We start from the raw sequence: 16,262 nt of genomic DNA on the forward strand, positions 1-16,262 counted from the left end.
TCAAACCCGTCCCGGCCTTCCTCTCGCTCTCAAGGGGCGCGGCCCGGCCGCGCCATCAAGCGACAGACAATGGTCTCGATGATGTCAGGCACCATCGCCGCCATCGATCACCTCGGCGAGCCAACCGTTGGTATAGATCCACGCCACAGTTTCGCCGGTCGCGAGATCGAGGACATGCGCGCCGCCACCGAAGCCATCGAGACGCGGCCGGGAGCAGGTGTTGGCGTACTGAAAGCCCCATCGGCCGGTGAGGTGGAATTCGGCGGCGCAGCGTATGACGAACTGGATCAGCCGTTCGGGATCGCCGGTGACATCGTCGCGCATCCAGAGTTTGGAGCCGCCATGCTCGGGCTGGATGGACAGGAGGAAGCCATCGGACGGCGGTTCCTCGGATGCTCCGTCCTCGGACAGTTGGTTGTAGAGATCGAGCGCGCGGGCTGCGGTCTCGGGCGTGCCGACATCGAGCAGGCATGAGAAATGGGTGAAATAGTCGGCCATGAGGCCACTCCCGGAGAGCAGGGAACGGGAGAGCCGGCAGGCGCTCTCTCCTCCATGTCCGGCTCGCCACGTCCGGGCCAAACTCTCCCTCTCGATCGGCGCGCATGAAAAAAGCCCGACGCCCCCGAAGGGACGCCGGGCTCGTCAAGTCAGATGAGGACCGCCGTCACTCCGCGGCGGCGAGGTGCCGTTCCTCCTCATCATCGGTGTTGGTCTCCTCGTCATCGCCGTCGAGGAAGTCCGGCAACGCCTCGTCGCCCTCGCCAGAGTCCGCCTCGGTGCTTTCGGCATCGGCGCCGGAATTGCGCAGCGGTTCGGGCAGCCAGCCCGTCTCGGCGAGGAGACGTTCGGCTTCGGTCGCCATGTCGCCCTTCTTCAGATGTGCGATGAGTTGGGCGGCGCGCTCGCCGGCGCCTTCACGCACCGCTTCGAGGATGCGGGGCTTGGTGACGCGGCCGAGATAGTTGGCGACGGTCGGCCGCCACCCGGCTTCGGCCATGTCGAGCCCGACCGCCAGCGACAGGCGATCGGCTTCGGCGATGCGCTGTTCGACACTATGCGCCGAGACACGGCCACCGTAGCGATCGGCCCGCTCATAAAGCGCATTGACGCCGAACGAAGCGCAATGGGCGAAGAGTTCGGCCTGTTCGGGGCCAGTCAGTGCGGCCAGCCCATCCCAGAGATCAGCGACTTTGGCCGGGAGCCGTTTGCGCCAGCTATCGTGCCGGGCCTCGATCGCCTTGGCATAGACGCTGTCACGAAGCCCTTCGGGCTGCGAATGGAAGGTCGTGCCCCGCACGCTGACCTCCATCGCGAAGCCGTACTGGCTGCCGCCGTAGAACACGTCCTGGCAGAACTTGTGCAGGACGGCGACGAAGGCGACCGAGGGATCGGTGGCGAGCTTGTCGCGGAGCGCGAGGGTGCGATCGGCGGTCAGCTCCGTGATCAGTCGATCGGGGAGCGGCTTGATCGTGTCGTCCTCGTCCTCCTCCTCGGGCTCGGCAGGTTTGCCGCAGATGGTGATGACCGCGCGCTGGACCGAAGGCGACGCCGGATAGTCAGCGTCATCGTCGCCGCCATCCTGCTCTTCACCCTCGCCATCGCCCGCCTGGTTGGCGATCTCGTCCTCGGGTCGGACATAGCCGCGGTCGATCGACAGCGTGCCGTCGGCGTCCAGGCTGACGAAGACCCCGGCGATCGCGATGTCGGCGGGTTCGTAGTGGACCGGCCGCTCGTCGAAGCTGGCGAGCGCGGTTTCGATTTCGCCAAGGCGCTGATCGATCTCGTCCGGCAACTCGTCGGCGTTCTCATATTCGGCCTCCAGCTTGGCGCACTCGGCGTTGAGCGCCTCGATGGTCGCCTGTTCGTCAGCCGTCAGGTCGAGCGGCGTGCCCACGATCTCGCGCAGGCCGTGGGTGGCGCCATAGGGGAAGCTCATCGCCACCTCGATCCATTTCCAGCCTTCGCCGGCGATCGCTTCGGCGGAGGCTTTCAGCTTGTCGGCGACCAGGCGATCGAGCAGCGCAGGATCCTGCAGCCAGCCGCCGTCGTCATCCTGGAAGAGATCGCGCAGCACGCAGCCGCCGTTGGTTTCATAGGCATCGATGCCGACGAATACGGCCCGCTTGTCGGATGCGCGGACGGCGGTCTCGGTCAGCATGCGCCGGATCTGGTAGGGTTCCCTCTGCCAGCTATTGCGAACCGACTCCCAGACCTGCTCCTGACGCGCATGATCGTTGGTGACGGTGAAGGCCATGAGCTGTTCGAGCGTGATGCCGTCCTCGGCATAGATATCGAGCAATGACGGCGAGACGGCCGCGAGGCGAAGCCGCTGCTTCACGACCTGGACGGACGCGAAGAATGCAGCCGCAATCGCCTCCTCGGTCATGCCCTTCTCGCGCATCGCCTGGAACGCGCGGAACTGGTCGAGAGGATGCAGCGGGGCGCGTTCGATATTCTCGGCCAGCGACACCTCGTCGACGAGGATGTCGGCATTGGCGTCCGACACCACGCACGGCACCTTGGAGGTCTTGGTGAGGCGCTTCTGCTTGACGAGGAGCTGCAGCGCGCGGAAGCGACGCCCGCCCGCCGGCACTTCGTACATGCCGGTTTCCTGGCCGTCGGCATCGAGCACCGGCCGGACGTGGAGGGACTGGATGAGACCGCGCCGGGTGATCGACTCGGCCAGCTCGTCGATCGAGACGCCAGCCTTGACGCGGCGGACGTTCGACTGGCTCAGCACCAGCTTGTTGAAGGGGATGTCCTGCGCCGACGACAGGGTGATCTTCTGAATGGCAGTTGCCATGAGACTTACTCCGCGACGGGCGCCGAAAGCCTCTCTCTCGACCCTAAACCCGTCACGAAGCGAAGCACCGCCCTCTCACTCTAGGAGGGCAGCGACACCATCAAACGCCATCGGTAAGGTCACTGCCAGAACCGGCGATGATCCCGCGCCAGTCCTTCGTATTCGCCCATGACGGCTTGATGCCGCCCTAGAAATTCGAGCGCGGTTCGATGCCGAGGAAGCGGATCATGTTGTCGGGCGCGACGAAGTTGACACCCGAACCCAAGCTGCGGTCGCCTGTTGCGACGAGGCGGCGGAAAATCGCTACCTTGTCAGGATGCATGGGGGCGCCGCCCCACACAGCGTCCTGTACATATCGCGCGATGAAACCGGCGAGGACGTCGGCGACCTGAATGCCGATAGAATCGTGCGATCGCTGGAATTGCAGGTCGGCCGCCTGCGAGAATTCGAAGTCGGCCGTCTGCAGGGGCAATTTCACGCCAAGCTGCGCCAGGTCCTCTGCGAGCTTCTTGTTGTGCAGAAGAATGTCTCCGAACTGCAATTGCTCGTCGTGGAACAGCGTCACGCCGGAAACCTGCTTTCGCGCGAAGCGATTGATCCGGGCGTAGATGTTGGTGAACGATGTCAGGTTCGGCAGAACCCAGAGCAGCTTCCCGGCGGGATTCTTGTCGGGAATCGGTAATGCCCGCTCGACGGCCTTGGCTTTCGGCAGCTTGCGGAAGTCCTTCAAGCTGTCGCGCGCAAAACGGATGATCCCCGCCGCCACGTCAGTAGGCGGAACTCCGCTTCCCTGCGCCCACCGAATTATTTGCTTGTAAAGTTCGCGTATTTCCGCGTGGTCTCTGCTTTGGCAACATGCGGCAAAGGCGTGAGCCAGCTCGGGAGGTGCATATAGCGCCATGTAGTTCGCCATAACGCCCTTCATCCAAAGGGCGCCAGGTTGAGTGTCGCATTCCCCCACATAGGGCACCACCATTCGCTCGATGATGTTCACGACAACGAAGAAGTGCTTGTCGACAAGCTCGATAAAGATTGGGGCGCGGCGCGTCTCAAGGAGGTCCAGAAGATCAAAGATGAAGCGCGGCTTGTCATAAGCCTGTTTTGATTTGAGCTCCGACGACTGGATGCGGTGCGCCTTTTTTAGTGCGCCCAATTTATCGGTGAAGTCCTGGTCGAGCGTGCAGCCGAATGCAGCCAAGGCGAACATGCGCTGTTCGACGAAGTAGGAGTCGATTTTGACCGTGCTCAGGTCGCCGGTATTGCCGCTTTCATCGATGTAATATTCCGCAGGCGCCTGCTCTAGCATTCTGTATCCAGTCGCTCGTTTGGCGATTGTGCTCCATGCCGCACCACTGAATAGGTGACCTGGATCTGGGCCACAAGACAGCCCGGAAACAGTATGGCTAGGGGACGCAAAGCCGGAGACACGGACAACCGCATCTCCGGCATTGCGGGGATCAGGCGGCGCGATCGAGCAGCTTCTTGGCCTTGCCTTCGAGCTCGAGCCGCGCGTCCTGGTGGGGCTTGTCGCGCGCGACGGCGGTGATGCCCTGGACGAAATCGAAGATGCTTTCCGGCGGGCGGCCTTCCTCGGCCAGCACCGCGTCGATGATTTTGCCCGTCTCGGCTTTCGAGAAGCCGCGGCGGCGCAGGAATTCGGTGCGCTCTTCGTCCTTGTGCGCGACGATGCGTTCGCGCGCCGCCTTGATGCCGGTGATGAACGGCTGCGGTGAGGAGTCCGCGAAGCTGAGCAAGGCCGGCGCCGCCTCATGGGCGAAGCGCGAAGCGGCGTATTTGGAATGGCGGATGGAGATCTCCTCGAAATCTTCGACGCCCCACAAATTGCGATTCTGGCACACGGCCCTGAGATAGAAGGACGCGATACCAAGGGTCTTGGCGCCCACTTCGCTGTTCCAGGCATAGAAGCCCCTGAAATAGAGATCGGGCGATCCATCCGCGAGCTTGCCGGCTTCGATCGGATTCAGATCGTCGACGAGGAAAAGGAAGACGTCGCGATCGGAAGCGTAGAGCGTCGTGGTGTCCTTGGTGATGTCGACGCGCGGATTATAGACGCCGGTCGACCAGTCGAGGACACCGGGCACTTTCCAACGGGTGTCGCCGGTGCCGTTGCCGGCGATGCGCTGCACGGCTTCGACCAGCTCGTGGTCGTAGATCCGGCCGTAGTCGGGGCCGGTCACGGCGCGCAGCTCGACGCGGCCGTCGTCGGTCTCGAGGGTCTTGATCTGCTCAGCAACTTATCTGAACAGTCAAGCTGTCTCAGTCGGATTTGCGGCGGCGTTTGCCTGAAAATGCGGACTGCCGCTGGATGTCGGCGCGTGAGACAGATTCGCGGATCGCTTAGGGGCCCTAGCTCACCCAGCGCAACAGGATAACTTCGCGACGTCCTTTCCGAATGACAACGCTGCGAGCTTCAAGCCCTCGACAGTGGTGAGATACGGAAAGATCGTATCCGCGAGGTCCTCGACGGTAAGGCTCTGCCGGATCGCAAGTGCTGCGGTCTGGATGCTGTCGGCCCCTTCCGGCGCGAGAATGTGCGCGCCGAGCAGCCGGCCGCTGCCGGCGTCAGCCACGAGCTTGATGAGTCCCCGGGTGTCGCGAGCGGCGAGCGCGCGCGGTACCTGGTTGAGACCGATCGTGGAAACACGGACGGCATGCCCGGCCGTGCGCGCCGCGGCCTCGGTCAGCCCGACGCTCGCCACCTGCGGGTCGGTGAACACGATGGCAGGCATGGCGCTGTTGTCGTAGCGCAGGCTGTCGCCATTGAGGGCGTTCTTGGCGGCGAGCTTGGCGCCATAGGCGGCCATGTAGACGAACTGGTCGCGGCCGGTGACGTCGCCGGCGGCATAGATGCCGGCCCCGGTGGTGCGCATGCGGTCATCCACAACGATGCCGCCCTTCAGCGAGACGGTGATGCCGCGCTCGGCAAGCCCAAGACCTTCAATGTTGGGCGCGCGCCCGGTGGTAATCAGCACCTGATCGGCGTCGATCGTCGTGTTCTGGTCGTCGCGCGAAACATCGAGCGCAATGCAGTGCTCGGTCTTGCGGATCGCACGGTAGGCAACGCCGGAGACTATGGTGATCCCTTCGTCCTGCAAATATCCTGTCAGCGCCGCGCCGATCTCGGGCTCGGCCTCGGGGAGCAAATGGGACCGGCATACGAGCGTCACCTTGACGCCCGCGCGGGAGAACATCTGGGCAAGCTCGGCCCCGATATAGCCGCCGCCGATGACGAGCAACGATCGTGGTAGCTCCTCAAGGTCGAGCGCGGTCGTGCTGGTCAGATAGGGTACGGTCTCGATGCCGGGGATGGCGGGCACAGCCGGCCGCGCGCCGGTCGCGATGATGATCTTGCCGGCGGGAATGCGCGCGCCGTCCACCTCGACACCACCTTCTATGAGGCGCGCCGCGCCTTCGCGATAAGCAATGCCGTTATAGGCGGGCAGCAGATTCGTGTACTTGGCGTGGCGCAGTTCGGAAACGAGTGCATCCTTCTGACGAACGGTGCTGCGCCAGTCGGTCAGTTCGGCCTCCGCCGTGATGCCGGCAAAACGTGCTGCTACACGCGCGTTGTGAAGCGTCTCGGCGGCCCGGATCAGAGTCTTCGACGGCACGCAGCCGATATTGACGCAGGTGCCGCCGATGGTGCCGCTGCCGATGAGCGCCACCTGCGCGCCCTGATCGGCCGCTGTGATGGAGGCCGAGAAGCCGGCCGAGCCGGCGCCGATGACGACGAGATCGTAGGCGCCACCATTGCGATCGTTCGTGCGAAAGCGACGGTCCGCCGCTGCAGGGTTCTTCGATGTCGAGCCGACCGACGATTGTGCCGGGGTATCGAGGCCGGCGAGGCTCGGGCCGAACAGAGCGCGGCCAGCCTCCATCCCTTCCTCGATCGACAGCCGAAATCCGGCCTCGTCCGCCGCCTGTTCACGGCGCCAGGCGGAGAGATGGTCGTCCGAACAGAAGAAGGCGGTCGTCGCGCAAAGCGAGTTCGCAGCGCACGCGCCTTCATAGCGGACGCTTTGCCACATGACCGACGTATTCGGCTCAACGCGAGCCAGCATCCGACCTTGATCCCGTGTGGTGACCCGAATTTGCGCACCACAATGGCGGCAGCGCGATGCAATCGTGACATCGCGATCAGTCATGGCGCCAATGCCGAGTGCGTCGACCGCGCACATTGCGTTGAGAACACGTCCGTCGAGTGTGACCCGGTGGCCGGTGTCACTATCGGTGAAGGGATAGGCGCCGACGATCCGCTCGCCGTCGAGCACGACCAGGTCGCGACGGCGGAGCTCTTCGAGCAGAGCCCGGACGGACGTCTCGCTCAACCCTGCGCGCTCCGCAAGCGCGTCTGCGGCCGGAGCTCGGCCATGTTCCGCGTAGAGCTGGAGCAGCGCGATGCGAACGCGGTCGGTGGCGGGATCGTAGCCGCTCCAGCGATCGAACACATGGTCGGACCCGACCATGGCCAGCAGGGCGTCCTTGACCGCTGGTGATTTGACCACAGACCAATCCGGAAACGTCACGCCCGGCCGCACGACGTAGCTCGGGAGCGTCGCGGATGCGGAAGCTGCAAGCTTGTCGCGAGACGAGGAGGATGCGCAACAGTCGTTCATGGCTTCACGCCTTCGTTGTGAATCTTGGTCTCGCTGCAGGCGGGTCTTGCACGGCGATGATGGATAGCCCACGCGACGAGACCGAAGCACGTGATCACCAGGGGAAGCATCACCAGACCTGCACCTGCCAGCCACGCGCCGAGGCCGGCCAGTGGCAGGACTCCGGCGAGGAGCGGCGCCGCGCAGCAGATCACAGCGAGGACGGCGCCAGCCGTGCCTGCACCGATGAGGGCGCGGTCATTCACCTCAACTGCCCTGCTGCACCGGACGGGCTGGATAGCCCGCGTTCATGCTGGCGGCCGCGATGGTGGCCGGGTTTGTCTTGGCGTCGTCGAAGGTCACGGTCGCGGTTTTGGCTCGGAACGAAACGGCGACCTTTGCGACGCCGAGGACCCCCTCCATCGAACTCTTCACGATGTAGGGACACGAGGCGCAGGTCATGTTGTCGACAGCGAAGGTGATCGTGCGTTCGCCGGCGAATGCGGTCGACGCCGTCATCACTGAGGCGATCAGGGCGAAAGCGCCCAAACTGTTCTTCATGGGTCGGGTCTCCTCTTGGTGTCAGGTGCGAAGCAGCAGTGGGGCAACGTAGTCGAAGACGAAGGCGGCGATCACAAGCGCGGTCGCCATCCAGAGCGCGAGTTGAACAAGGCGGCTGGGAATGGGGCGTGAGCAGGCAGCGCCATCAGCACAGGCCCGTCTGGGCTTCCAGTAAACAAGGTAGAAGCCGTATCCGAGTAGGCCTGCCGTTCCGGCGACGAAGATCGGTTTGTAGGGTGCAAGCGCCGTCAGATTGCCAATCCAGGCGCCGCCGATGCCGACACTGAACAGGATCAGCGGCACGATGCAGCAGGACGAGGCGGCGAGCGCGCCGAAAATGCCGCCAACGGCGATCAGACGCTGCCGTCCGACCTCGCCGCGCTCGGACGCGGAGGGATCCGCCACAAGAGGCGCCATGCTTGCCGTTCTGGATCGCGATGCGACCATGTCCACTCTCTCTTTCCTTGTCGAAATCCTAAGCGTGCCGTACCATGCGGTCTGTAGTCGCTACAGGGTCAAGAAGGATTTTGCGATGCGCGATCACGCCGTGGTGAAGGGACTGCAGCGGGCTGAACTCGCCCAGCGAACGGGCTGCAATCTGGAGACGGTGCGTTATTACGAGAAGGTCGGCCTTCTGCCCGAACCGCCGCGTACAACGAGCGGCTACCGCAGCTACGACACGTCGCATGAGCGGCGCCTTCGCTTCGTGTTGCGGGCGCGCGAGCTCGGCTTCTCCCTTGATGAAATCCGTGAGCTACTGCGTCTCGTCGACGAGCGCGACCAGCCCTGTGCCGAGGCGCGCGCCGTCGCCGCCGCACACCTTGAGGACGTGCAGGCGAAGATCGCCGATCTGAAGCGCATGGAGCGGGTGCTCAAGAAGGTTGTCGCGCAATGTGCTGACGGCACGTTGCCGGAATGCGCGCTGATCGAGACGCTGTTCCGGGAGGGTGCGGTCAACTGATCGCACCCGGTGGACCCTTTGAAACGGCCCGTTGAGGGGGCGCCTATGCAGCGCCCCTGACGTCGTGCCCATGAGCATTGGCTTGCCGGGCGTGCATCCAGTCGGTGATCTCTTGTGCCTTGCTCGCCGCGGTGAAGATGGCGCGCTTGTCGGAGCGCAGCACTTCGAGCCAGGAGGCGATGTAGCGGGCGTGGTCGGGTCGTGGCTCAACACTGAGGTTGAGGTCGGCGCAGATCATGGCGCTGAGAAGCTCGACCGTGCATTCTTCCATGGCGTAGGCGGCCGAGCCGAACCGTCCGGAGAGATCGCGGTCGAGGCGATTCTTGGCGCCGGAAGCGTGGCCGCATTCGTGGAGCAACACGGCGTAGTAGGCAATCGCGTCCCGGAAGCAAGCGAACTCGGGCATCTGCACGTGATCCTTGGACGGGATGTAGCAAGCTTGTGATCCGCCGTGGCGAATATCGATGCCAAGGGCGGCGCAGAAGCGCTCGGCGTGCTCGATCCGCTCGACCTCGGGAAGCACCGGCAGCTCGGGCGGTGTGTAGCCGTCGACCTGAGCGGCATTGAAGGCAGTGTAGCCGCGAGCAAACAGGCGCCGTGCGGGCTCGTGATGATTGTCGTCGCCATCCTGACGATCTGTGTCGCTGCTGCGATCTGCCGTCTTCCAGAACACGACGAGGTGGCCGCGCTCGCCCTTGCGAACCTGAGCGCCGAGTTCGTGCCATTGGCGATAGGTGCCCCAGATGCCGGCGGGATAGCCGGCCGCATGCGCCGCAGCCCAGAGGGTGATGACGTTGACGCCGCGATAGGCCTTGCGTGAAGTGACGTTGACGGGCCTGGTGATGGCCGATCCGTCGTGATGCCAGGGCATCCGGTAATCTCCGGCGCCGGCCTCGATGGCGGCGATGATCTGGTTGGTCACGCGCTCGTAGATATCGTTGACGGTGCGGGCCTGGCTGTTGCGATTGGTGGTCATGGGTGCCTCCTGTGCTCGCCCTCTCCGTCGAGGGCGAAGCGGCAGGGGCAGACGCGGCGAGCCGGGCCGTCACACCCTGTTCTCGGTTACCGGTGCGGAACAGGGTTGACGGGCTGGCAACGTCTGCCACAACCGAGCCCCTGCCTCGACGGGCGAGCACAGGAGACGTCGGCCACGACCGATGGCCGCAGGACCGGCCGGTTACGGGGATATTGCGTGGCTCTCAGCCAGCGCCATCTCGCGGCGAGCGCCGCAGCGGAACGACCTTGGCCTCATTCGATCGCGCCAGTTCATTCTGCAAGCCGACAATCACCTCGTCACGCTCGGCAACCTGCAACGTCAGCACCTGGATGTGCTGTGCGAGTGTGCGGGTGAGCGCACGCAACTCGGTCATCTCGGCGCCACGCACGGCCCGGAGCTCGGCTTCGAGGAAGCGGACACGCTCCTTCAGTGCCTGGGGAGATGATCGCCGGTGGCGTACTTCGGCGGCGCGAAACTCAGCAAGAAGATCGATCGCACGGTTCGCCGTTGCCCGGCTGACGCCGGCCTCGCGCGCCAGATTGGAGACGGTGAGCGCGCCGTCGGTGCGCTCGGGCCGACCGTCGAGCAGTCGTGCCATTCCCGCCCTCAATGCCGCCTCGCTCTTCGGACCCAGGCTGGTCATGCATCACCGTCCATCAGATGTGCGATCAGCCGACGCTTGCGTTCGTTGTCGCGTGTGATGGCCGCGCGCTGCAGCGGCGACAGGCGCCGGTCGGCGAGCAGGGCTTCGCCGTCCGCGATCGAGGCTTGCCACGGCTCGCGGTGTCGGGCGGTCAAACAGGCGTTCGGGCAGCGATCGGGGCTGCATCGGGACAAGGCCGGTGCCGCCCGCTCGGAATGCGGTGCGGCGTTGAGGCACAGCGCGGTCGCGGCATCGAAGAGGCAGTCGTTGAGAAAGCCGACGTGCAAGGTTCGACCGAGATGAGCCAACATGGTGCGCAACCGTTTGCGATCCATGATCCGGCCGGGAAGCTCGCCGAGTTCGTCCTGCACACGCGCGAACTCCCGCCGCAATCGTGTCGCGCCTGGTCCCGCCGGACCCTCATGACGAAGAAACGCTTCGTAATGAGCAACGATGTCGTCGAGTTGGCCAAGCGCGCGTTCGCGCTCCACGGCCAGACGGAAGTCCGTGTGCGCCGAGCCCGCATAGCCTTCGAACATGGCGACCGAGGCGTGCTTGTACTGGATCTTTCCCGCAACGGTGCCGAACGGCCGATTGGCGATGTACCATGCGACCGTGCGGCGTAATTGCCGGGTGGTGAACTTCCAGGGCTCGTCTCCGATCCGTGGGATCGCCGGCGTGTCGGCGGAGCGCGCATCCAGCCCGTCGCGAAACAGATTGAGCGTGATCGTCGCACCCATGCCGAGATGATCGTTGCTCCAGGGCCAATCCTTCAGCGTCACCCATAAGGATGACAATCCCTTCTCGCGGCGATTAGGTGCGGAGAGGGCCTCCATGACCGCGACGGCGCGAGCGACCGGCTCGATCGTGATCCAGTCGGCCATCATGCCGCGTGCGCCTTGACGCTTGTAGACGGTGCTGCGCACCCGGTAGAGTTCGACCAGGCCATCGGCGCTACGAACCGCCGACACGCAGCCCGGCTGCATGGCTTGCACCTCGCTGTCGCGCATGCCGGTGAGATAGGCGCAGACCACATAGCAGGCGGCTTGCAGCATCCGCTCCTCGCGGGCGAGGCTTAAGCCGTCGAAGCGCTCGCGCCATGGCAAACCCGTGTCGGTATCGATCGAGATTGGCGTATTGAGACCGCCGATCTCGGTTCCCAGTTCAGCCGCCGCGGCATCGATCAGCCGCGCGGTCGGTTCGGATTGGCTGACGCGCCCGCTCTCGGGAGCTCCGACATGCAGCCGCATCAGATGGAGGTTGTAGGGAGGAATCTCGCGGCCGGTCAGCGGATCGATCCGGCGGGCGGCGTTGGGCGCCCGCTCCCAGATCGGCACGCCTCGGCCTGCGGCCCGGCGCGCGTCGACCCACTTCGCGACACGGGCGCGGTAGGTCTTGGCAACGGCTCGACTTGTCCGGGCATCGCGCGCCATCAATCGAGCGCAGCGGGCTTCCAGGGCATCGAGTTCTGCGCGCGCCGCCAGGATATCCGGCGCATAGACCTCGATGTACTTGAGCGACCAGCGAAGCATGGCGCCGATGATCGGCTCGGGAATGCGCGGCGTGGCATTCTCGGCGGGCGCAGGCGGACGTCCTGCAACATGGTGCGCCGCGCGCCCGCGCCACGGAAGAATGCCGATGCCGCCGCCCGTCAACCATGGCGACAAATGATGCAGATCGATCGGCACTTCGACATACTTCACCGTCTCGTTGGGCGTTCGCCGCCCGCCGTCGCGGGCGTGCACCAGATAGGCATCGAGCAGCGCCTGATCGATCCGGCTCAGATCGACGGCACCGATCCTTGTGCTGAGAAACGCCGCGAAATGCTGGATGTAGCGCAGCAAGCGGATCGCCGAGGTCGCACCACAAGGCGCGCGGTATCCCGGCACATGGATGCGCAAACGGGCGATCACATACTCCTTCGCAAGCCGCTGCGTCACAGGATCGGCGATGCGGGCGAAGTTCAGCCGATAATTGCTGTAGCGGGCGTTCACGCGGAAGATGGTGGCGCCCAAATCCCAGTGATCGTCACCGAAACGGGGAAGCTGCGCGCGGTCGACATCCTCCCTGACCGTGACGCCGGCGAGGACAGGCTCGTCGTCACCATAGATGGCGGATGGCAGCGACCGCCGCGCCGGCAGCGTGATCGGCGTCGGCATCACGGCGCTCCCGCTTCAGGCGGCAGGTAAATCAGCGCCGGGTCTGAAGCCGCGACCTGACGCGCCTGCTCGATCTCGGCATCACTGAAGCGGGGCAGGATCTGATCGGCGATCCGTCTGTGAACGCGTCCGAACTTCGTCGTCCAGTCATGTTCGGTGAGCGTCTGCCTTTGCGCGCGGATGAAGGTAAGGAACGACAGGAGCGCGGGCAGCTTGCGGGCGGTAATCACCGCATTGCTGCATTCCAGGCATCCCCAGAATGGCGACGGACAGGCTTCGCCGTCGGCCCCGAACGGGCTCTTGTAGAAGCCGCCGCAACTGGCGAGCCAGACGTCCTGCTCGCCGCTTAACAGGGCATTGACGGCGGCGGCGCCCGTGACCGCCAGATCACCGGCCTCGTCAGGATCAGCTCGAAGGGCGGCCTCCTGCCCTGATGACAAGACGTGCGGCTGCCGAGCGGCGTCGAGCGCATCGGTCATGGCGTCGGCAATGGTCGCTTCGTGGAGATGGCGAAGCGCGGGAATGTCGGCGTAGTGATTGGCCGCGACCGCGATGCTGTGCCCGACCGCGAAGCGGTCGAGCTGGCCGCCGGTTCGGCGATACCATGCCGCCTTATGGGTCTTGCGCAGGCGGGTCAGGTTGAGGCGGAGCGGCCGGCCCTGCTCGTCGAGGATGCCATGCCGTCCGACCCATGAGGCGATAACTTCCTTCATGCTTAGGACGCGTGGGGTCAGCCGGCCCCAGGCGAAATGAGCCCACAGCGAGTGCACGCCGAGCCGGTGTCTGGCGGCTTCCGTCCAGTGCAGCACCTTCCGAACCAGGCCGCCGGGCGTCGACGATCCGCCAGCGCGGACGCGCAGTCGCTTCCACTCGGCGCCGCGCGCCCGCCGCTTGCAATACTCGATCTCGACATAGCCGCCGGATGGGTTCTTCAGGCAGTCTGACCGCAATCCCTTGATGGCTTCGACCTCGAGACCAGACTCGAGCGAAATGAGAACGATGAGCGGCACCAAGTCGGCGGCGAGGAGGTGCCGACGGCCATGGAGATCGTGGATCAGGCGATCGTTCGCCAAACCGCTTTCCCGGCGAAGCGTATAGAGCCGTTTGAAGAGCGGATGCCGGTGCCCGATGACGCCTTCGACATCGATCGCTGCCATGGCCGCTTCGTGTGCTGCTGCCAGAACGCTGCTCCGATCGGCATCGTCGTGCGCCGGAAGGCGCTCGGCCGCAGCAAAGCGATGCATGATCGCGCTGAGGTCGGCGCGTGCTGCACTTCGCAGTGCCGACGCAACATCATCGCCATAGGCATCGCGCGGTTGGGCGCGCACGCCCGGCCGATTACTCGTGTACATGAGCCGGCGCGACGCATCAGGTGGCAATTGCCGCGGTTCTGCCGCATCCGCCAGCCGGAGCAGATTGAGCACCTTGCTCATCCGGTGCAACCGATGATTGGGATGCAGGCCACTCTCTTCCATCCAAGCGTCGAAACCGTCGATGCACGCGGCGTTGACGTCCGACAGACGCATCACGTGATGAGTGCCGGCGTCGAGGTAGCGCCAGAACATCTTGAGCGCATTGGCGTAGGCAGCGGCGGTCGAGATCGAGCCTGCCGGACCGCCAACCTGGCAGGCGCGCCAAAGCGCCCCCGCAAGCGTCCGCGCCAATGCTCTGCGACCGCCCAGCATCGTCAGGTCGATCGTCACGGTGCGGTCCGCGAGGGTGACAGGGAAGCGGAGCGATGCGATCGCCGCTGCAGCTTCCTCCTCGGGATCGGGCAGCGTCTCGGGAAAGAGGGCACGACGGCCAGGCCGCCGCGCCGATGTAGTCATGGCGGCGGTCATTGCGCATCACCGGCCGTATCTTGGGCCCAGCGATCCGCGGCCGCCTCGACCAGTTCCTGCGCTTCAGCCAAGCTGTCGAGATAGATGTAGGTGCTGGTCACACTCGCGTGCCCCAGCAGATGCTGCAGCTTCTGCAAGGGATCGCCGAGAATCCGGCGATAGGCCGCGCCGTGCCGATCCTGCGGATCGAACACCGCGCCAATCTGCTCGCGGATCAGCATTGAAAGCATGTTGACGGCGAAGGAGTGCCGCAATGTATGGGGCGATACGTCGAGGTCGATCCCGAAACGGCGACAGCGGACGCAGGCCCGGCGAAAAGCCGCTTCCCAAGTGGCTGATGGGACCGGCCGGCCACCTTCCGTCAACCAGAGCAAGGCGTGTTGCGCCTTGCCGGGCACGCCGATCAGCACACGCCGTCGCTCGCTCGGCGTCAGCCGATCGAGCCGGACCCGCTTGCCCGCCGCGTCGACGATCCTCCCGCCCTCCGGCGCCAACCAGAGTGGATTGGTGACCGATGGCTCCCATCGGGCGGACGATATGGTTCGCTCGAGATCGATGTAGTCATTGATCAGCGCCAATACCCGACGGGGAATGCGAACACGGCGCGGCCGTCCGCCCTTGGCGACCGCGCCTGGCAGATCGAATACGACCGAGCGCAATCCGGCTTCTGTCGCACGAGGAAGATCAGCCAGAAGCAGGCTACCGCCTTCGGTCAGCCGCAGTCCAGTCGTGACCAACAGCTCTGCGAAGAGCGCGTTCCGTTCGCCATTGCGGCCACGCCACGTCGGATCGTCCGTGCCGTCGGGCGAGCGTCCTCTCAGCCCCACGTCGCGGAATAACAGATAGCGGCCGAGATCAACGTAACGCATATCGTGCTGCCGTGCCGCGCGCTCGCGCGCCCGGTTCGTCGTAACGGCCAGCACGGCGCGCGTGCCAGCTGCCCTGCGAAGGGTGACGCCATAGCTGAAGGGCGAGGTCGTGATGATCCCTTCTTCGACGGCCCACCGATAAAGCTTATCGAGTGCCGCAATGCCGCGGTTCCAGCTCGCCGCCGAGACTCGGAACGCGGCGTCCGACAGGCGCCGCGCCCGGTGAAAGGCCAGCACGTCGTGACGGTCGGCCTGCCAGACCGTCTTGCGGTCCCGCCGCTCGCTGAGAAAACGCGCCCAGACGAGAATGTCGTGGGCGTAGGAGCGCCATGTGTTCGGCGACCGCGCACCCATGCCCGGACATACGCGGAAGAATCGATTGAGATGAAGATCGTAGCTCCCGTCATCCATCAAGATGAAGGGCATGCCCTCGATCAATCCGGCGCGCTCGGCGGTGCCGAGCGCGCCGGCCACCACGTTCACTGCAAGGTCACCAATCGAAAGCGGGCGCGAAACAACATCAACGTCTGTAAAATACAACTGCACGCAAGATACCTAAGCGGAGCGCCTTCGGCGCAACTTCATTGTTTAGAATGCGAGGGGTTCCCCTCGCGCTCTCCCGCTCGCCGCGTGGCAGGGGTGCAGGACTTCGCCTGCACCCCATCAACAGCTTGTGGTGTCGCCGCCGCGTCAAGCGTTGTCCTCGCTACGCTGCGGGAACGCTTGACCCGGACGTCTGAAGAGCCTCACCGGAACCACCGGTGATGCATCTCCATGGCTGATTCTGAGACAGGATCACAGAGTCAGGATAA

General features: G+C 64.8%; 13 protein-coding genes and 1 pseudogene. 1 reads left to right on the forward strand and 13 read right to left on the reverse strand.

The genetic code is table 11. From position 1 onward, the window contains the following. Window positions 1-84: 84 nt before the first annotated feature. The 8 genes and pseudogenes from HMPREF9695_RS19460 to HMPREF9695_RS19495 form a co-directional block, all read right to left on the reverse strand. Window positions 85-498 (reverse strand): hypothetical protein, encoded by a 414-nt coding sequence (locus HMPREF9695_RS19460; protein ID WP_006022619.1) that lies wholly within the window; start codon window positions 496-498, stop codon window positions 85-87. A gap of 166 nt (window positions 499-664) precedes the next feature. Further along, window positions 665-2,803 (reverse strand): ParB/RepB/Spo0J family partition protein, encoded by a 2,139-nt coding sequence (locus HMPREF9695_RS19465; RefSeq protein WP_006022620.1) that lies wholly within the window; start codon window positions 2,801-2,803, stop codon window positions 665-667. A 187-nt stretch (window positions 2,804-2,990) separates the two neighbouring features. After that, window positions 2,991-4,109, reverse strand: coding sequence for a DUF3800 domain-containing protein (locus HMPREF9695_RS19470; protein WP_006022621.1), 1,119 nt, complete (start codon window positions 4,107-4,109; stop codon window positions 2,991-2,993). A 151-nt stretch (window positions 4,110-4,260) separates the two neighbouring features. Next, window positions 4,261-5,055, reverse strand: a pseudogene (locus HMPREF9695_RS19475) (DUF932 domain-containing protein); the annotation flags it as partial. Between the two features lie 120 nt (window positions 5,056-5,175). After that, window positions 5,176-7,440 (reverse strand): bifunctional organomercurial lyase/mercury(II) reductase MerBA, encoded by a 2,265-nt coding sequence (merBA, locus tag HMPREF9695_RS19480; protein WP_006018707.1) that lies wholly within the window; start codon window positions 7,438-7,440, stop codon window positions 5,176-5,178. After that, complete coding sequence (locus tag HMPREF9695_RS19485; protein ID WP_006018706.1) at window positions 7,437-7,685, reverse strand: hypothetical protein; 249 nt, start codon at window positions 7,683-7,685, stop codon at window positions 7,437-7,439. The genes merBA and HMPREF9695_RS19485 overlap by 4 nt, the downstream gene beginning before the upstream one ends. A 1-nt stretch (window position 7,686) precedes the next feature. Further along, window positions 7,687-7,980: a heavy-metal-associated domain-containing protein gene (locus HMPREF9695_RS19490; RefSeq protein ID WP_006018705.1), complete on the reverse strand. Its 294-nt coding sequence runs from the start codon at window positions 7,978-7,980 to the stop codon at window positions 7,687-7,689. Between the two features lie 21 nt (window positions 7,981-8,001). Continuing rightward, window positions 8,002-8,427: a mercuric transporter MerT family protein gene (locus HMPREF9695_RS19495; RefSeq protein WP_006018704.1), complete on the reverse strand. Its 426-nt coding sequence runs from the start codon at window positions 8,425-8,427 to the stop codon at window positions 8,002-8,004. Between the two features lie 85 nt (window positions 8,428-8,512). On the opposite strand from HMPREF9695_RS19495, the gene HMPREF9695_RS19500 reads away from it, so the two are divergent. Then, the gene (locus tag HMPREF9695_RS19500) at window positions 8,513-8,941 is read left to right on the forward strand and encodes a MerR family transcriptional regulator (RefSeq protein WP_006018703.1); all 429 of its coding nucleotides are present in this window, start codon (window positions 8,513-8,515) and stop codon (window positions 8,939-8,941) included. A gap of 43 nt (window positions 8,942-8,984) precedes the next feature. Here HMPREF9695_RS19500 and HMPREF9695_RS19505 read toward each other — a convergent pair whose 3' ends face one another. The 5 genes from HMPREF9695_RS19505 to HMPREF9695_RS19525 form a co-directional block, all read right to left on the reverse strand. Further along, window positions 8,985-9,917, reverse strand: a complete 933-nt coding sequence (locus HMPREF9695_RS19505; protein ID WP_006018702.1) for an ArdC family protein — start codon at window positions 9,915-9,917, stop codon at window positions 8,985-8,987. Window positions 9,918-10,140: 223 nt separating this feature from the next. Next, entirely contained in the window at window positions 10,141-10,581 is a 441-nt protein-coding gene (locus tag HMPREF9695_RS19510; protein WP_006018701.1) for a hypothetical protein, read from the reverse strand. After that, entirely contained in the window at window positions 10,578-12,740 is a 2,163-nt protein-coding gene (locus tag HMPREF9695_RS19515) for a hypothetical protein (protein WP_006018700.1), read from the reverse strand. Before HMPREF9695_RS19515 ends, HMPREF9695_RS19510 begins: the two co-directional genes overlap by 4 nt. Continuing rightward, a complete protein-coding gene (locus tag HMPREF9695_RS19520) occupies window positions 12,740-14,581 on the reverse strand; it encodes a hypothetical protein (RefSeq protein ID WP_006018699.1) in 1,842 nt (613 codons plus the stop codon). Before HMPREF9695_RS19520 ends, HMPREF9695_RS19515 begins: the two co-directional genes overlap by 1 nt. Beyond that, entirely contained in the window at window positions 14,578-15,933 is a 1,356-nt protein-coding gene (locus HMPREF9695_RS19525) for a tyrosine-type recombinase/integrase (RefSeq protein ID WP_245258688.1), read from the reverse strand. Before HMPREF9695_RS19525 ends, HMPREF9695_RS19520 begins: the two co-directional genes overlap by 4 nt. Window positions 15,934-16,262: the final 329 nt, after the last annotated feature.

The organism is Afipia broomeae ATCC 49717 (genome assembly GCF_000314675.2).
In the GTDB taxonomy this organism is placed as follows: Bacteria; Pseudomonadota; Alphaproteobacteria; order Rhizobiales; family Xanthobacteraceae; genus Afipia; species Afipia broomeae.